The following is a 17,929-nucleotide window of genomic DNA, read 5'->3' on the forward strand; positions in this document are numbered from 1 at the left end:
CAATGAAACTAAAAAATTTGATATTTGGTTCACCTATTCCTACAGCTAAACAACAAGAGCAAAAAATAGGAATACTCTCTGGGTTTGCAATTTTATCCTCAAATGCTTTATCTTCAGTGTCATATGCTACTGGTGAGGTTTTTATAATTCTGGCAGTAGCAGGGACAATAGCAGTAACACAATACTCTATGTTGGTATCAATAATGATAGTGTTGTTGATACTTCTAATGGGTTTTTCATATGCCCAAGTTATTAAAGCGCACCCCGAAGGAGGAGGCTCTTACTCAATTGTTAAAAATAATTTTAATGAAAAGCTACTTTTACTGACAGCAGCATCTTTGATTATAGACTATATTCTTACAGTAGCAGTATCTGTTTCTACTGCATCTGTAGCTATTGGATCAGCGTTTCCAGTAGTTGGCAAGTATACTGTAGAAATCTCTTTAGCTTTGCTTATATTGCTTATGATAATAAACCTTCGAGGGGTTCGTTCTACAGCAAGAATATTCGCATGGCCAACTTATATGTTTGTTATTTCAATAATGTTTTTGATAGTGGTTGGTTTATACAAATATCATGCTGGTACTTTGACAGAGTTCGTTTACAGTGATTCTTATGTAAAAAATATACAAAACTCAACAGGATTACTGACTATAACCCTTATATTAAGAGCTTTTTCATCAGGTAGTACAGCTTTGACGGGTATTGAATCTTATGCCAATGGAGTCTCTACCTACAAATCACCAATGCTTACTAGAGCTCTAGTTGGGCTTATTTTTATGACGTTATTTTCTATGGTGATGTTTGCTGGTGTAACTTTCATAGCTACTCAAACTAAGATTCTACCAGGTTTTTCGGAGAGCGTATTATCCCAAATAGCTCACCAAGTTTTAGGAAATGGGGTTAGTTATTACTTTTTACAAGCATCAACTTGTTTAATTCTATTGATGGCAGCAAATACATGTTTTACAGGCTTTCCAACTTTAGCTTCTATTATGAGTAAAGATGGTTACTTACCCGAGCAGCTTCAGCGTGTAGGAGATAGATTAGCTTTTAGGAATGGTATAGTAATGCTGACATTACTTTCAGCTACTTTAGTTATCATTTTTGAGGCGAAAGTTAGTAAACTTATACCACTATATGCTTTTGGAGTATTTATAGCATTTACTCTTTGTCAAGCAGGTTTAGTTAAGTTTTGGTACAAGAATAAACGTTTATACAAGAGCTGGAGTATAAGAGCTTTTATAAACGCTTTTGGCTGTGTGGCAACTTTTATAGTGTTAATAACTACAGTTGAAAGTAAATTTTTTGAAGGTGTTTGGATCGTTATAATAGCAATCGCGGTCATAATGTATGGCTTATTTAGAATAAAAAATCATTATAATAGGCGGGAAGAAAACCTTACACTTAGTGTAGATGAGGCGATAGTGAACGCTTGTGTGCATGAAAAATTAAAGCCAAAAATTGTGCTTTTAGTTTCTCGTATCCATCGCGGTACAATAGAAGCACTTCAATTAGCAAGAAATTTGTCTGATGACATCACACCTGTATTTGTATCAGCTGATGAGGACAAAATTAATAAAATAAAAGCGCAATGGAAAAGTTTAGCTTTTGAAGAACGGCTTTTAATATTAAGACCCGTTTACAATTCATTTATTACACCAATATTACAAATATTACGCAAAAATGACCTTAGAGATCCTGATAGAGGCTACTCAATAGTGGTTATCCCAGAGGTTGTTAACATTAAATGGTGGCATTTTTTATTACATAACCAAAACTCTAGAATGCTAAAATTAGCTATAGCAGCAATGGATAAAAAAGAAGAAAAAACTGCAACTAGAGTTGTAATATCTGTCCCTTATAAGGCAGAATAAATGGTTTTAGTTAAAGGTATTTGGTTAGTAACCAAGCCTTTTTGGGTAAATAATTTAAATTTTAGAACCCTTCTAGCTTTATTGTGTTGTATCCTACTAGAATTTATAAGCGTTAGTTTAAGTGTTTATTTAAACTATTGGAACGTTGATTTTTATAACTCTTTGCAACAATATAACTATCAGTTGCTGGTGTATCAATTAATGAAATTTATTTTCATAATCTTTTTTATGTTAGCTAATAGTTTTGTACTATATGTTATTAGTCAGATTTTTGTTATAAAAATGCGAGAGTATCTGACAAATTTTTATACAAAATATTGGCTATATTCTAAGACTTATGTATCAGATTTGGGAGAGTATGATAACCCTGATGAGCGTATAAGTTATGATATAAAAGAGTTAGTAAATCTTCTTAAATATTTATTCTTGGGTTTTGTTGGTAGTGTTTTAACGTTTGTTTTATTCTCTTGGATTTTATGGCATCTTTCAGGAAGTTTTACATTTAACTTTTATGGATATCAATTAACCATACATGGGTATCTATTTTGGTTTGCGGTGTTACTAGCTGCTGTAAATATACTAATGGTGATAAAAGTTGGCAAGCCACTTAGAAAACTTGTATATGATAGGCAAAAATACGAAGCAGAATTTAGGTTTGGGTTAGCTACAATTAGAAATAATAGTTATCATATACATGATAATAGTCTTGAAAAGGTTAAATTTCTAAAATCAAAGACTAATTTTAAATACGTAGTAGATAACTTTTACACTTTAACTTTTAGAGAGATCAAAATAAGTCTAGTAACAAGCCTGTTTTCCCAAATTTATGGAATAATAGGAATATTTTTATCGTTGCCTAGATATTTTGCAAGAGCTTTAAGTTTCGGACAAATTATGCAGATTAACGCTGCCTTTTTAAAGGTAGTTTCTCCATTATTATTTTTTGTATATAGTTATGAGCAAGTCACAGAATTAAAAACAAATGTCAAAAGATTAATAGAGTTAAAAAAGCAAATAGATAATTCTAATGATAAAAAACTATACACCATAGATACTTCCCAAAAAGAACTTTTAAAAATAGAAAATTTAACTGTATCTAATCCTCAAAAGGTTTTATTTACAGATTTAAACTTTTCGCTAAAAAATAGACAAAGCTTGTTGGTACAAGGCAAAACAGGGGTAGGAAAAACTATGTTACTTAAGGTAATTAAAGGAGCGTATAAGAATTTTGAAGGAAAAGTTTGTTATAACACTAAACCTCAGATTTTATTTCTAACATCTAGAGTATATTTTCCTAAAGATGATTTTAAACGAGCAATATTTTCACCATTAATGACGAATATACCTAGTGATAAAGACTTTATACATATACTTAAAGAGTTAGATTTGCTTTATTTGCAAAAATTTATTGGTCAGTGTTATAACTGGAACAATGTACTTTCAGAAGGAGAGCAGCAAAAATTAGCTTTTTGCAGACTTTTTACTAAAAAATACGATTTAGTTTTATTGGATGAAGCGACATCAAATTTAGATGAAAAATCACTAGAGAGAGTATATTACTTTTTAAAGATAAAAGAGACAACTTTTATTTCTACTAGTCATAATAGAAAGCTTCAAAAGTTTCATGGTCAATTATTAAGAATATGAGTAATCTGGCTATTTGGAAATTTTTTTAACTCAAACAGGTAAGCTTGTTTTTTAGTTCTAAATACTAACTCTTGTTTAGCGCATTTAACCTGTAGTTTTTAATATCTAATTTCTTTTAGTCTTATTATTTTTTCTTGTTATAATATTATAGTTAAATTTATCTATTTATTTTATAAAACTTTTAAAGGATTATTTTCGATATGAGAACACACTATAGTTCAGATATAAATGAAAAATTAGAAAACCAAGAAGTTACAGTATGCGGATGGGTTCATCGTCGTAGAGACCATGGTGGAGTTATCTTTTTGGATATAAGAGATAGAACGGGCTTAGTCCAGTTAGTTTTTAATCCTGATAATGAAAATTTCAAGGTTGCAGATAGTTTGAGATCTGAGTTTGTAATAAAAGCACAAGGTTTAGTCAGCTTAAGACCAGCAGGACAGGAAAATCCTAATTTAGTTAGTGGTAAAGTTGAAATTATCGGTGAAAAATTAGAAATTATAAATAAATCTAAAACCATACCTTTTCAGTTAGATGATTATCAGTCAACTGGTGAAGATGTAAAGCTTAAGTATCGCTATATAGATTTGCGTAGACCAGAAATGCAGCAAAAACTAATGACTCGTTCAAAAGCAATTCGTTATGTTAGAAAATTTCTAGATGACAATGGCTTTTTAGATATTGAAACTCCATTTTTAACGAAGGCAACACCAGAAGGTGCAAGAGATTACTTAGTACCAAGTCGTAATTTTAATGGTAAGTTTTATGCTCTTCCGCAGTCACCTCAGCTCTTCAAGCAGCTTTTGATGGTTTCTGGCTTTGATAGATATTATCAAATAGTTAAATGCTTTCGTGATGAAGATCTAAGAGCAGATAGACAGCCAGAATTTACTCAAATAGATATAGAAGCTTCATTTATTGATGAAGCTTTTATTATGTCTACTATGGAGAAAATGATAGCAGGATTATTTGAGACTACTATTGGTGTTAAGTTTGAAACGCCATTTCAGGTTATGAGTTTTGCTGAGGCCATAGATAAATATGGTTCTGACAAACCAGATCTAAGAATCCCTCTTGAGTTTGTAAATATCAAAGAAGATATGAAAAATGAAGAGTTTAAAGTATTCTCAGGTCCTGCTAATGATCCGGAAGCTAGAGTAATTGCTATGAAAATTCCAGAAGGCAATGAAAAGCTAACGCGTAAAAATATCGAAGAATACACTAAATTTGTGGGTATATATGGCGCTAGAGGTCTTGCGTATATTAAAATTAACTCTTTATCTCAAGGTAAAGACGGCCTACAGTCGCCTATAGTTAAAAATATTTCTGAAGAAACATTATTTAACATAATTGAAAAAACAGGTGCTAAAGAAGGCGATTTACTATTCTTTGGTGCTGGTAAAGCAAAAGTTGTTAACGATTCAATGGGTGCTTTAAGAGCTAAAATCGGTGAAGATTTTGAAATATTCACAAAAGATTGGGCACCGCTATGGGTTATTGATTTTCCAATGTTTGAGAAAGATGATAATAGACTATATGCGATGCACCATCCATTTACAGCTCCGCAAATAGATAGTATTGATCAACTAGATAAAAATCCTGAAAACCTTCTTTCAAGAGCATATGATATGGTCATAAATGGCTATGAAGTTGGGGGTGGATCAATTCGTATCCATAAGCAAGATATCCAAGCTAAAGTATTTAATTTACTTGGAATATCTAATGAAGAAGCTCGTGAGAAGTTTGGTTTTATGCTTGATGCACTTTCTTACGGTACCCCGATTCATGGTGGTATAGCTTTTGGTGTTGACAGACTTATTATGCTACTTACAAATACTTCAAATATCCGCGATGTAATAGCATTTCCTAAAACTCAAACAGCAAGCTGTCTGATGACAGAAGCACCTTCAGTAGTAACTTTAGAGCAGCTTAATGAGCTTGGGATTTCTATTAAAAAAGAGGATAAGTAAGGGTTACTTATCTGTACTAGATTCAAAAATACTTTTATTTTCAATATTTTTCCAATGTGGGCTGAGTTTATCTATATATTGAAAATATTTCTATAGTTATAAAAAAGACTTTCTATCAGCATATATTTTAGCTTGAGCTGCTGATAGTCTAGCTACAGGTACTCTAAATGGAGAACAAGATACATAGTCAAGACCTAAGTCATGACAAAATGCAACAGAATAAGGCTCTCCACCATGCTCACCACAAATTCCCATTTTAGCATTTGGATTAACAGCTTTTACTCCTTCTTTAGCTATTTCCATTAGCTTACCAACACCTTTTGGATCCAATCTTGCAAAAGGATCAAAGCTTAGGATACCTCTTTCAAGATATTCTCTAATAAACTTATTAGCATCATCTCTACTAAAGCCAAAAGTCATCTGAGTTAAATCATTTGTCCCAAACGAGAAGAACTCACTACCAGCTTGGGCAAGCATGCCAGCTCCTATTGCACCACGTGGGGTTTCAAGCATTACACCTACTTTATAATCTACATCTATTTTTTCACGTTTTAATATTGTATTAGCTACTTCGTGAATAATACCACTTAAAAGCTTAAACTCGCCAAGCGTACTTATTAATGGAATCATCAACTCTGGTTTGACTTCTACTCCCATACGTTTGGCAGATATAGCAGCGTAAATAATAGCTTTAGTTTGCATTTCTATAATTTCTGGGTATGTAACTGCTAGTCTACAGCCACGATGACCCATCATCGGATTCATTTCACTAAGAGCCTCTATACGTGCTTCTAGTTCGTCATAGCTAATTTTAAATTCTCTAGCTAAGGCTTCTATTTCCTCTATCTCTCTTGGTAAAAACTCATGCAAAGGAGGATCTATAAACCTAATAGTTACAGCTAACCCATCCATAGCTTCAAATAATTCTTCAAAATCTTGTTGTTGTACAGGAAGTAGTTTATCTAGAGCTTTTTGTCTTTCTTTTTTATCTTTAGCTAAAATCATCTGCCTTACATAAGAGATACGATCTTCTTCAAAAAACATATGTTCAGTACGACAAAGTCCTATACCCTCGGCACCATACATCCTGGCAACTTCGGCATCATGTCTTGTATCAGCGTTGCATCTAACACGAAGTTTACGCACACTATCCACAAATTTCATAAACTCTTCAAAATCAGGTGTAACTTCAGGGTTTACAGTCTTTATAATACCTCTATATACATCACCTTTTGTACCATCTAAAGATAGGTAGTCCCCTTCACCAAAAACTTGACCTCTCTCAAAAGTGATAGTACGTTGCTCTTCATTTATCTTTGCTGACTCTAAACCAGATATACAACATTTACCCATGCCACGAGCAACTACAGCAGCATGAGATGTCATACCTCCTCGAAGGGTTAAAATACCGTTACAAGCATTCATACCAGCAATATCTTCAGGTGAGGTTTCTATTCTCACAAGGATAGTTTTTTCCTCACCACGAGCTTTTGCTGCAAGTAAAGATTCAACGTCAAAGTAAATTCTACCACTAGCGGCCCCTGGTGAAGCACCTAAAGCTGAACCTAAAGGGCGCTTTGAAGCTAAAGCTTTTTCATCAAATTTAGGATGTAGAAGTTGCTCTAATAGGTGTGGTTCAACCATCATTACAGCTTCTTGGTTAGTTATTAGACCTTCTTTAGCCATATCTACAGCAATTTTGATAGCTGCTTTTGCAGTTCTTTTACCATTTCTTGTTTGCAGCATGAAGAGCTTACCGTCTTCTATAGTGAACTCCATATCTTGCATATCTTTGTATACAGTCTCTAAGTTCTTTGCGATTTTTACAAAGTCATTAAAAACTTCAGGCATTGTATCTTTTAAAGTAGAGATATGAGAAGGAGTTCTTACGCCAGCCACGACATCTTCACCTTGAGCATTAATTAGATACTCCCCAAATAACTCATTTTCACCTGTAGAAGGGTTTCTTGTGAAAGCAACACCAGTACCAGAATTATTACCAGAGTTGCCATATACCATTTCTTGAACATTAACAGCTGTTCCCCAGTTGTTGGAGATATTGTTGATTTCTCTATAAATAATAGCTCTTTCAGCGTTCCAAGATTTAAATACAGCCTCAACAGCAGCTAATAGTTGCTCCATAGGTTCACAAGGAAAATCTTTCCCAACTAGGGATTTATATATATTTTTATATTCTAAAACTATTTCTTTATAGTCTGCAGCACTTAAATCGCAATCATTTTTAACTTTTCTTTTTTCTTTTTTTTCTTCTAAAATTTTGTCAAAATGTTTTTTCTCGCAGTCCATTACAACATCTGCAAACATCATGATAAATCTTCTATAACTATCATAAACAAATTGCTCATTATTTGTCTTAGCTACCATAGCTTTAGCAACATCATCATTTAAACCTAAGTTTAACACCGTATCCATCATACCTGGCATTGAAACCCTTGCACCAGAACGTACAGAAACCAGCAGTGGGTTTTTACCACTTCCAAAAGTTTTACCTGTTCTTTTCTCCAAGTCGGCGATGTGTTGAAATATTTGTTTTTTTACTATATCGCTTAACTTCTGACGGTCATCGTAATACTTAAGGCAAGCCTCTGTTGTTACTGTAAAGCCATCTGGCACTGGTAAACCACTGTTTAGCATTTCGCTAAGATTTGCACCTTTTCCACCTAGCAAATCACGCATAGACTTATTACCTTCACTAAAGGCATAGACAAATTTTGACATAAAACTCCTCTCAAGTTTTTATTTGAATATATGTTAAAGACGTACACTCATGTACGCTTAATTGTCATCGTAACATATTTAAATACAATTTAGAAAAGAAATTTTTATGAAAAATACAGTTAAGAGCATTTAGTGTTACAACTAGAACAACCTGTTAAATTTGCTACAAATTTTATTTTGGTAGAGAGGTGTTTCATTAGAAAGACCACTATTAAAGTGTAAAGTGTAGCTAGTCCAATATATATTGTAGAGCTAATAGGGTGTATAGTTATGTTCATAAGTTGATAAACTATAACTGCTGCAACGTAAGCGATTGATGCACTCCAAAATACAGATAAAATGGCCCACCCACGTGTGGATTCTCTAACCATAGCACCAACTACAGATATACAAGGGATATATAGTAGTACAAATAGTAAATAGGCAAATGCAGCCGACAAAGAACCAAACTTGGCGACCATATTTCCTATAGCACCTTTATCCATACTTGTATCAGCTTTACTTGCCTCAATTGGGTTTAGCAAAGTAGCTAGATCTATATTTTTGATATTATCTATAGTTGCATCCCATGACTCTTTTAAACTTTCCATAAAGCTAAATTTTTCTGGGATCCCTGAGCTGTTATCTTGTGTGTAAATAGTGTTTAATGTTCCTACTACAACTTCTTTAGCTAAGGTTCCTGTTATCAAACCCACTGTAGCGGGCCAGTTATCATCATTAATACCCATTGGGTTTAAAATAGGCGTAATTTTTTTACTAACATACTCTAAAGCTGTAGTTTTATTATTTATAGTAATACTATTTAAGCTCCCAACAATAATTGCTACAGGGACAATCACTTTACCAGCGCGAATTAGAAAAGATTTTAGTCTACTCCAGCTATATAGCATTACAGTTTTAAAAGAAGGAGTATGGTAATTAGGTATATCTAGAATAAATGGAGCTGTATCTCCTTTTAAAAATGTAAACTTGATAATATATCCTGTAATGATAGCCCCGATTATACCGGCTAAATACAGTAAAAATATAATAGTAGCGCCATTATTGGGGAAAAATGCTGTAGCAAATACAGAAAATATTGCTAATCTTGCACCACAAGACATAAATGGAGACATCATAATAGTCATTAAACGATCTTTACGAGTCTCAAGGGTTCTAGCAGCCATAATAGAGGCAACATTACAACCAAAACCTACTATTAATGGAACAAAAGCTTTACCAGATAAACCAATAGACTGCATAAATCTATCCATTACAAAAGCTGCTCGAGACATGTATCCAGAATCTTCTAATATAGATAAGAATATAAATAAGAAACCTATTTGAGGGATAAATCCAAGCACAGTATTTATACCAGTTCCTAAACCATTGGCTAAAATTCCTGTCAAAGGTAACGGTAAACCAATCATATTTGCATAATATGCTAATCCATCAACGAAAACAGCATGTGATAGATCATCGAACATCGGTTGGATTGCGCCACCTAGTGTGATTGAAAATAAAAACATCAAATACATCATAAAAAGAAAGATTGGCACACCAAGATACTTATTCATACAGAGAGCATCTAGGGCTTTAGTGGCATTAAATCGAGAGATTTTTTTAGTTTCTACTGCTGTCTCAATAATATCAGCTACAGCTTTATATCTAGCTTTAGCTAGGTCACTATCTATAAGTAAGTTATCTTCTACAAAATCTTCTAGAAGTTTGACTTGTTCCTCATTAATTTCTTGAGAAAGCTGAACTGACCTGTTGTCAAATAACTCAGTTGCTAACCATAGATTTCCAAGCTTATTTTCTCTTAGTGAGCTGATTTTTTGCTCAAGTTCAAAGACTTGTTGAGGGTAATACTTTTTTAAATCAAAATGTGGTGGTTGCTGTTCTTTAGCAAGTAATTCTTTTAAATCTTTTATACCAATATTTTTTGAACCAACTACAGGTAAAACTTTACAACCTAAGATCTTTTCTAGTTTATCATAGTGGATTACAAGCCCTTTTTTACTAGCGATATCTGCCATATTAACAGCTAGTATAACAGGTAACCCTAGTTCAATAAGTTGAGTAGTTAAATAAAGGCTTCTATTTAAGTTAGAAGCATCAACTACATTTATAATGGCATTAGGTTTTTCATTGACTATGAAAGAATATGCTATTTGTTCATCGATAGAGCTTCCATCTGATACCGCGAGTGAGTAAATTCCAGGTATATCGACAATTTCAACTTTTTTATTAGCTATTTCATAAAAACCAGTTTTTTTATCAACAGTTACGCCAGACCAGTTACCAACTTTTTGATTAAGACCCGTAAGAGCATTAAAAATCGTTGTTTTCCCACAGTTAGGATTACCAACTAAAGCATATTTCATAGGTTTATTCTCTGGTAAATTATAGGGATATGTGCAGATTATATCAAAACTATACTAAATTAGTATAGCTTATCAATTAAATAATTCCTCTTTATAAAACTTAAGTTCAGCTATCGACTCTTGGATATCATCTAGAGCCTTATGAGTATTTTTTTTCACAAAGCATTTGGGTTTACCCCAATACTCATTTAGTAATTTTATACTTGTTACATCTAAGACACGATAGTGACAGTAATCATCAATCTTTGGCATGTATTTAGCTAAAAATCTTCGGTCTTGCCAAATAGAGTTACCACATAAAGGTGAGCTTTGGTAAGGAACATACATTTTTATGAATTCTAAAATTTTTTCTTCTGCTTGTTCTAAACTTACTTTACTTTCTTTAACACGTTGAGTAAGACCTGTTTGAGTATGAGTTTTAATACACCATTCATTCATACTTGCCAAAATATTATCTGGCTGATATATAGCTATAGGCTCTGCTTCAGCAACTATGTCTAGATTTTTATTTGTAATAATGGCCGCAATTTCTATAATTTGGCATTGCTCAACATCAAGCCCTGTCATTTCTAGATCTAACCAAATTAGGTTATCTGTTGATTGCATGTTTATTTACTCTTTAACTCTAGATACATAAGTTGAAGTTCTAGTATCAACTTTGATAATTTCACCAGTTTGGACAAATAACGGTACTCTAACTACAGCACCAGTAGATAAAGTTGCTGGTTTACCACCAGTACCAGCTGTGTCGCCCTTTAAGCCCGGATCAGTTTCTACTATCTCAAGATTAACAAAATTAGGGGCAACGACAGATATTGGTTGACCATTAAAAAGCACAATTTGGTATACATCTTGATCTTTTAGCCATTTTTTTGTATCTCCTAAACTTTCCTCAGAAACTATATATTGTTCAAAAGTTTCAGGATGCATAAATACATAGCTATCACCGTCAAAGTATGAGTATATAGCAGTTAGTTCTTCAACGTCAGCTGCTTCTACAGACTCCCCTGATTTAAAGGTTTTTTCGATTACTCTATCGTTAAGTAAATTTTTTAACTTAACTCGGTTAAAGGCTTGACCCTTACCAGGTTTCACAAATTCATTTTCAATAATCACCATCGGGTTACCATCTATAAGAACTTTTAATCCGCCTTTAAACTCGTTTGTGCTATAACTTGCCATTACTTTAATCCTCAAAAATCTTATTAATTTACTAATTCCAACATTCAATTGGAGTTTTGTTTACAATGCCACCATTAACTTCAAGTTCTATAGTAGTGCAGGGAGTATCCCCCATTTGACTACCAGATGCTTTAGCTATAATAACATAACTTACATTAGAACATTCTTGCTCCCCGGAGCAATATGATAAAGAATAATAACCATTTTGAGTATTTGTATGCCAAAAACTGTTTATCTCACTACCTGAAGGAAAAGTTCCATTACGAATTTCAAAGTTATCAGCAGCATTAGCTGCTGATAGAAGCTCAGATGTTGCCTCACTACGATGATTCTTTAGAACATAGTTATTATATGCAGGTATGCCAACAGCTGCTAAGATAGCTATTATAGCTATTACCACCATTAGTTCTACTAGTGAAAAACCTTGTCTTTTTAACATCTTTATCCTCTAATAAATTTGTGGTTCACCATTTGGTCTAGTTCTATAGCGTCTATGTTGCCATAAATATTGTTCAGGATATTTTCTTATAGCATCTTCTAAAAACTTATTTGTCATTTCGGCGTCTTTGTAAGCATCGCCAGTAAATTTTAAAGGTTCACCTATGTGGATTTTATACCTCTTTAAGCACTTTTCACGTATATAATATGCTGGTAAAACTACGGCTCCAGTTTTTTCTGCTAACCATGGTGTAACTATGAGAGTTGAGCATGGTTTACCAAAAAATGGTGCAAACACTGAGTTTTGCATACCAGAGCTTTCTAAACCAAAGTCTTGATCTGGAGCATACCACATAGAATAACCTTTTTTTAAACTTCTGATAACGGCTATAAAGTTCTTGCTATCAAGACATTTATAAAGATTTTTTTCACGGAAATCTTTTATCAAATCCTCTATTATATCGTTGTTGTTTTTCTGATACATAACAGTAAAAGGAGGAAATTGTTCTCCCACATGCCTACCAATTATTTCTATACAGTGAAAGTGAAAACCAAGAACAATAAGTTTTTGGTTAGGATCATCATGATATTTCTGGAACCTTTCTAGAGATCCTTCATCCCACTCAAACTTTATTTTCTTGAATCTTTTTTTAGACAAAAACCAAGCAGCTGTAGTCTCAGCCCCAGATAGTATCATAGAATAGTAACTCTTATTAACAAGCTTGTTAATTTCTTTTAGAGATTTTTCTGGGAAAGCTATTTTGAGGTTTTCTTGCGCAATAATATTTCTGCTGTGTAGGAAAGGTTTAATGATAAAACCTATAGCTAAAACTATAAATTTATGGCTCCATAAAGGGAGTTTCGAACCAATATTCATTATACCTAGTATAATAAATATTCTCCAGTTTTTAGGCTTTATAAGGTTTTTATACATTTATCTCTTATACTTAAAAGTTTTTATTGTAGATTTTAACATAGAGCTTAAAAAAAATAGTAAGTCTTAATAAATTTTTTCTTCGCCATTTGGTCTGGTTTTATAACGTCTATGTTGCCACAAGTATTGCTCTGGATGCTTTCTTATAGCTTCTTCTAAAAACTTGTTCGTCATTTTGGCGTCTTTGTAAGCATCTCCTGTGAAATTAAGAGGCTCGCCCGCAAATATCGTATATCCTGATAAGTCATTTTTTCTTATGTAGTATGCAGGAATTACAATGGCTCCTGTTTTCTCAGCTAGCCAAGGAGTAATTGTAAGAGTAGCGCATAGTTTACCAAAAAACGGTGCAAACACTATATGTTCCCTAAAATCTTGGTCTGGAGCGTACCATAGGGAGACTTTTCTTTTTAAACTTTTAATCACAGAGACGATATTTTTTCTTTGGAAACATTCTTGAACATACTTTTTCCTTGCTGATGTAATAACATATTCCATTAAGGGGTTTTTATGTGTTTGATACATCACTGTAAAAGGCTTGTAAGTTTGGCCAATATATCTGCCGATTATCTCTAAACAATGGAAATGAAAACCAAGGACAATCACGACCTTATTCTTATCAAAATGTGTTTTTTCAAATAAAGAAGCATCAATAGTTTCAAATTTTATTTTCTTAAACTTTTTATCAGACATAAACCAAGCTATTATGCTTTCAAACCCGGCCATGCAAGCTGATTTATAACTATCATTAGCAAGCTTTTTTATTTCTTTATCTGATTTTTCTGGAAATGCTATTTTAAGGTTTATAATAGCTATTTGTTGTCTTTTTTTAGCTAGGGGTTTTGCCAAAAAACCTACGCCAACAGCTAGATGCATTAAAGCTTTGTAAGGTAAGATATTTACAATAACTTTAGAAAACCCTATTATAATCCATAGCCCCCAGTATTTAGGGGTAAGTAAAGATTTATTCATTTTTTATCTTTTATGCGTTGCTTGATAACGTCTTGTGATAACCCATTGTTGCAAAATACTGATTAAATTGTTTGTTAACCAGTATAGTACTAATCCAGATGGGAATGATGCAAATAAAAAAGTAAATATCACTGGTAAAAACATCATTATTTTAGCTTGCATAGGGTCTGCTGGTGCAGGAGATAGTTTTTGTTGCAAAAACATTGACAGACCCATTAAAATTGGCAACACAAAATAAGGATCTTTCATTGATAAATCATGTATCCATAATATAAAAGGAGCTTGCCTTAATTCTACGGACTCTAATAATACCCAGTATAAAGCAATAAAGATAGGAACCTGTATAAGCATAGGTAAGCAACCACTTAAAGGGTTTACTTTTTCCTCTTTGTATAGTTCCATCATTTTTTTGCCTAGCTTTTGGCGGTCGTCTTTGTACATTTCTTGAAGACGCTTAACTCTAGGTTGAAGCATCCTCATTTTTGCCATAGAACGATAGCTTTTTGCAGAAAGAGGATAAAATATAGCCTTAATAAGTATGGTAACTAAGATAATTGCTAATCCCCAATTGCCTACAAAAGAATGGATATGAAACATTACCCAAAATATTATTTCTGAGAAAAAGGATAGCATTCCATAATCAAGAGTTTTCTCTAAGTTGGGAGCTAAATTTACTAAGTTATCCTTTATGATAGGACCAGTATAGAGGATAGATGATATATTCTGCGTTTGGTTTGGCTGCATTGTTACAGTAGTATATTCGCCAGCTTCAAATACATTTTGATTAATGTTTTTGTAGTATATTATCGAATTTTGAGATTGTGGAATCCATGCACTTACAAAGTAATGTTGTAATAGAGCAACCCAGCCTTGTCCGACGTTATTTACTAAAGTTGGTTTACCATTAGATTTTGCAATATCTTTAAAAGTTTCTTTTTTAAACTTATCTTGAGAAGTTGAGTAAGCTACCCCTGTAAAAGTATAGCTATGAGCATTTAGTAAACTAAAGCTATCCCCAGAAGGGTCAAAATCTCTAACTAAGGAGTTATCTGCTATTACATTAATTGTTTTAGATGACGTATTTATGATACTTTGGTCAATAGAAATATTGTATTTATCATCATCAAAAGTATAGGTTCTAGTTATCTCTAAACCATCAACTTTAGCAAAAAGGGTAAGAACTTGTTTATCACCTTCCTTTTTAACTCCCTTGCTTTCGAAGTTTATTGATAACGGGTTTTTATCAACTACAATTGTACTTTTAGCTATATACTCAGAGCCTTTTTGCTCAGTAAGTAAACTCATTGGAGTTTTATCTTCTAAGCTTATAGAGTAGTTTTTAAATGAAGCTGACATTATTGCGCCATTAAGTAGACTAACTCTTAAGTCTTTAAAGACTTTTGTGTTTATAGTAATGCTCTTAGCATCATCGTATTCTGAAAAATTAGTTTTTGTAGATAAGGTATTTTTTATGCTAGCTTGAGAAGTGTTGCTATTTATTGACTCAGCAGTGGTTTCAGCATAGTGATTAGTTTTTGTTTCAACAGCACTTGTTTGTGAGCTATCATCTTTTGGTGGGAAAGTTTGCTCCCATTTACCCATCAGTGAAACAAACATTATTGCTATCGTAACTAATAACAGTATTCTTATATGATTAGATTTCATTTTGATTTTAAACCTTCTATTTTGCTAGGAACTGGATCGAAGTACTCTCTTTTAGATAGCGGATGACATCTAGCGAGTCTACAAATACTTAAATACAATCCTTTTAGTATACCATGAGTTTCTAAAGCTTCTAGAGCATATTGTGAGCAGGTAGGATAGTATCGACATCTAGCAGGAATCAATGGGCTAATAAAATAGCGATACAACTTTATAAAAGTTATAAAGGGAGCTTTAGCTATTTTTCTAAAAATTGATGAAATTTTTCTATAGACCGCCACAACTCTTCCTTAGTAGCTTCTGATGCTTGTTTTTTGCCTAACACAATCAAGCTTTTGTTATCAAGAAGTCCCTTGTGTTGACGAAAGTACTCTTTAATAAGCCGCCTACAGAAGTTTCTTTTAGTGGCTTTTTTGATATTTTTTTTAGCCAGTATCACACATAAGCCAGGCTCATTAGAATTACGTTCACTTATTAAAAACGTAAAGTGTAAAGAGTGTAGCTTTGTTTGTACTCTATCAAAAGCTTGCTTGATCTCATTTTTATTAAGTATATTTTGCTTTGATAAACAAAACTTATGCTGCAAGCTTAGCTCTACCTTTAGCTCTTCTGTTATTAATAGCTTTTCTACCACTTAGAGTTTTCATACGAGCACGAAAGCCATGAGTTCTTTTTCTTTTTAGGTTTGAAGGTTGGAACGTTCTTTTCATTTTAATATCCTCTTTATAATTTTAAAATTTATTCTTGACATATCATAGAAATAGTTTCGACATTGTATAGAAAAAGACAGGTTTAGTCAATTACTAAGTTTATGTAGTTGGTAAGGTGGGTAATAAATCTAAAGAGCTTAGAATTTGTAGAGTTATTATCAAAATAGCAATTGCGATAATTATACTAGTTATTATCGAGGTATAAAACATAGTCTTACGTTTTTTATAGTTAATGACCCATAACATTGCTACAGGTAGAGCTACTTGGAGTATGGCTACAAAAATACTAGCGTAACCTAAAGCTGCTTTGAAACCTTCAGGGTAGGCAATAGCATATACATAAGCTGGTAAAAAAGTAATAATAAAAGCCAATATCTTATGGTTATGTGAGTTTGCAGAAAGTTTATAAGTACTACGACTAAAGTCAAAAAGTCCAAGGGCAACGCCAAGAAAAGAAGTGGCTAAAGCAAAAAAACCGAACAAAAAAGAGATTGATGCTATATAGCCTGAATGATAGCTAAAATGACTTATTATTATAGAGGTTATTTCTCCAGACTGTTTTCCTAATATACCATCCGCTGTCTCAACAGGTATAGAGCCAAGAGTAGCAAATATCCATAGTAGATAGACTACTAAAGGGACTGTGCTTCCTAATATAATAGCTTGACGTAAAGCTTTTTTGTCAGATTTCACATATGTTCTAAGCGTTGGAATTATATGGTGGAAACCAAAAGAAGTTAGTAAGATAGGAAAACAAGCCCATATAAAGTTAGGGTTTTTTATTGAGTATCCTAACTGTTCTGTAGAAACATGTGGTAATAAAACTATCACTAGTAGGAAAAAAGCTAAAAGTTTGCCGGTAAACATTATTTTGTTTACATGATCTACTATTCTAGTGCTTTTATAAATAAATAGTCCAAGAATTAAAATAAATATTATGCTGGTAATTTTTTCTGGTAATATAACGCCTATACTTGATAGTGAAGCAGTTATTAATAGACCTCCACCAACAGTGTAGGCAGCAACTAATGAATATAATAAAAGTATATAGCAAATCCATACTATACAGACCCCTATGGGTCCAAGAGTTTGCTGAGTCATTTCTATAAAGTTTGCACCTTCTTTCATCTTTAAGTTAACTTCTGCTAAAACTATAGCGGTAAAAGTCATCAAAGCCCAGATTGAGATGATTAGTATAGAGCCTATAAAAAATCCACAGCTTGCTACAGTCGTTGGAATTGCTAGCATACCAGCACCTATAGATGTACCAGAGATAATCATGGCAGCACCAAATTTTCTAGATAAAATCATATTCAAATCTTAATTAGTTATTAGTGGTCATAAGGTTATTTAGGGCATCGCTTTAGCTTACAAAATTCACAGTAAGCCTATGTTTTGCTTGCAATACCTTACACTCGCTAACTATATCCGTTAA

At 32.9% G+C, this 17,929-nt stretch carries 15 protein-coding genes; 3 read left to right on the top strand and 12 right to left on the bottom strand.

Annotated features, from left to right (window positions below):
* The first annotated feature begins 2 nt into the window (after positions 1-2).
* The 3 genes from FRA_RS00275 to aspS all read left to right on the top strand — a co-directional run bounded on the left by FRA_RS00275 (position 3) and on the right by aspS (position 5,494).
* On the top strand, positions 3-1,877 hold the full coding sequence (locus FRA_RS00275; protein ID WP_035720633.1) for an APC family permease: 1,875 nt from the start codon (positions 3-5) through the stop codon (positions 1,875-1,877).
* The gene (locus tag FRA_RS00280) at positions 1,878-3,524 is read left to right on the top strand and encodes an ABC transporter ATP-binding protein/permease (protein WP_035720634.1); all 1,647 of its coding nucleotides are present in this window, start codon (positions 1,878-1,880) and stop codon (positions 3,522-3,524) included.
* A 200-nt stretch (positions 3,525-3,724) separates the two neighbouring features.
* Entirely contained in the window at positions 3,725-5,494 is a 1,770-nt protein-coding gene (gene aspS, locus FRA_RS00285; RefSeq protein WP_035720636.1) for an aspartate--tRNA ligase, read from the top strand.
* A 96-nt stretch (positions 5,495-5,590) separates the two neighbouring features.
* On the opposite strand, the gene ppdK is transcribed toward aspS, so the two are convergent.
* From ppdK to FRA_RS00345, 12 genes are all read right to left on the bottom strand, one after another.
* The gene (ppdK, locus tag FRA_RS00290; protein WP_035720637.1) at positions 5,591-8,233 is read right to left on the bottom strand and encodes a pyruvate, phosphate dikinase; all 2,643 of its coding nucleotides are present in this window, start codon (positions 8,231-8,233) and stop codon (positions 5,591-5,593) included.
* A 119-nt stretch (positions 8,234-8,352) separates the two neighbouring features.
* On the bottom strand, positions 8,353-10,599 hold the full coding sequence (gene feoB, locus FRA_RS00295) for a Fe(2+) transporter permease subunit FeoB (RefSeq protein WP_035720638.1): 2,247 nt from the start codon (positions 10,597-10,599) through the stop codon (positions 8,353-8,355).
* A 72-nt stretch (positions 10,600-10,671) separates the two neighbouring features.
* Positions 10,672-11,205, bottom strand: a complete 534-nt coding sequence (orn, locus tag FRA_RS00300) for an oligoribonuclease (RefSeq protein WP_035720639.1) — start codon at positions 11,203-11,205, stop codon at positions 10,672-10,674.
* A gap of 6 nt (positions 11,206-11,211) precedes the next feature.
* Positions 11,212-11,781, bottom strand: a complete 570-nt coding sequence (gene efp, locus FRA_RS00305) for an elongation factor P (RefSeq protein WP_035720640.1) — start codon at positions 11,779-11,781, stop codon at positions 11,212-11,214.
* Between the two features lie 31 nt (positions 11,782-11,812).
* The gene (locus tag FRA_RS00310; protein ID WP_035720641.1) at positions 11,813-12,220 is read right to left on the bottom strand and encodes a type IV pilin protein; all 408 of its coding nucleotides are present in this window, start codon (positions 12,218-12,220) and stop codon (positions 11,813-11,815) included.
* 9 nt (positions 12,221-12,229) lie between these two features.
* Positions 12,230-13,153 carry a lysophospholipid acyltransferase family protein gene (locus tag FRA_RS00315; protein ID WP_035720643.1) on the bottom strand — a complete coding sequence of 308 codons (924 nt, stop codon included), beginning with the start codon at positions 13,151-13,153 and terminating at the stop codon, positions 12,230-12,232.
* Positions 13,154-13,219: 66 nt separating this feature from the next.
* On the bottom strand, positions 13,220-14,122 hold the full coding sequence (locus tag FRA_RS00320) for a lysophospholipid acyltransferase family protein (protein WP_035720644.1): 903 nt from the start codon (positions 14,120-14,122) through the stop codon (positions 13,220-13,222).
* 3 nt (positions 14,123-14,125) lie between these two features.
* Positions 14,126-15,787, bottom strand: a complete 1,662-nt coding sequence (gene yidC, locus FRA_RS00325) for a membrane protein insertase YidC (RefSeq protein WP_035720647.1) — start codon at positions 15,785-15,787, stop codon at positions 14,126-14,128.
* Complete coding sequence (gene yidD, locus FRA_RS00330; RefSeq protein WP_035720648.1) at positions 15,784-16,065, bottom strand: membrane protein insertion efficiency factor YidD; 282 nt, start codon at positions 16,063-16,065, stop codon at positions 15,784-15,786. Before yidD ends, yidC begins: the two co-directional genes overlap by 4 nt.
* Entirely contained in the window at positions 16,023-16,370 is a 348-nt protein-coding gene (gene rnpA / locus FRA_RS00335) for a ribonuclease P protein component (protein ID WP_035720650.1), read from the bottom strand. The genes yidD and rnpA overlap by 43 nt, the downstream gene beginning before the upstream one ends.
* Positions 16,360-16,494 carry a 50S ribosomal protein L34 gene (gene rpmH, locus FRA_RS00340; protein ID WP_035720651.1) on the bottom strand — a complete coding sequence of 45 codons (135 nt, stop codon included), beginning with the start codon at positions 16,492-16,494 and terminating at the stop codon, positions 16,360-16,362. Before rpmH ends, rnpA begins: the two co-directional genes overlap by 11 nt.
* A gap of 99 nt (positions 16,495-16,593) precedes the next feature.
* Positions 16,594-17,805 carry an amino acid permease gene (locus FRA_RS00345; protein ID WP_035720653.1) on the bottom strand — a complete coding sequence of 404 codons (1,212 nt, stop codon included), beginning with the start codon at positions 17,803-17,805 and terminating at the stop codon, positions 16,594-16,596.
* Between the last annotated feature and the right edge of the window lie 124 nt (positions 17,806-17,929).

Source organism: Allofrancisella heilbronnii, from assembly GCF_000710735.2.
GTDB classification, from domain to species: Bacteria; Pseudomonadota; Gammaproteobacteria; order Francisellales; family Francisellaceae; genus Francisella; species Francisella frigidaquae.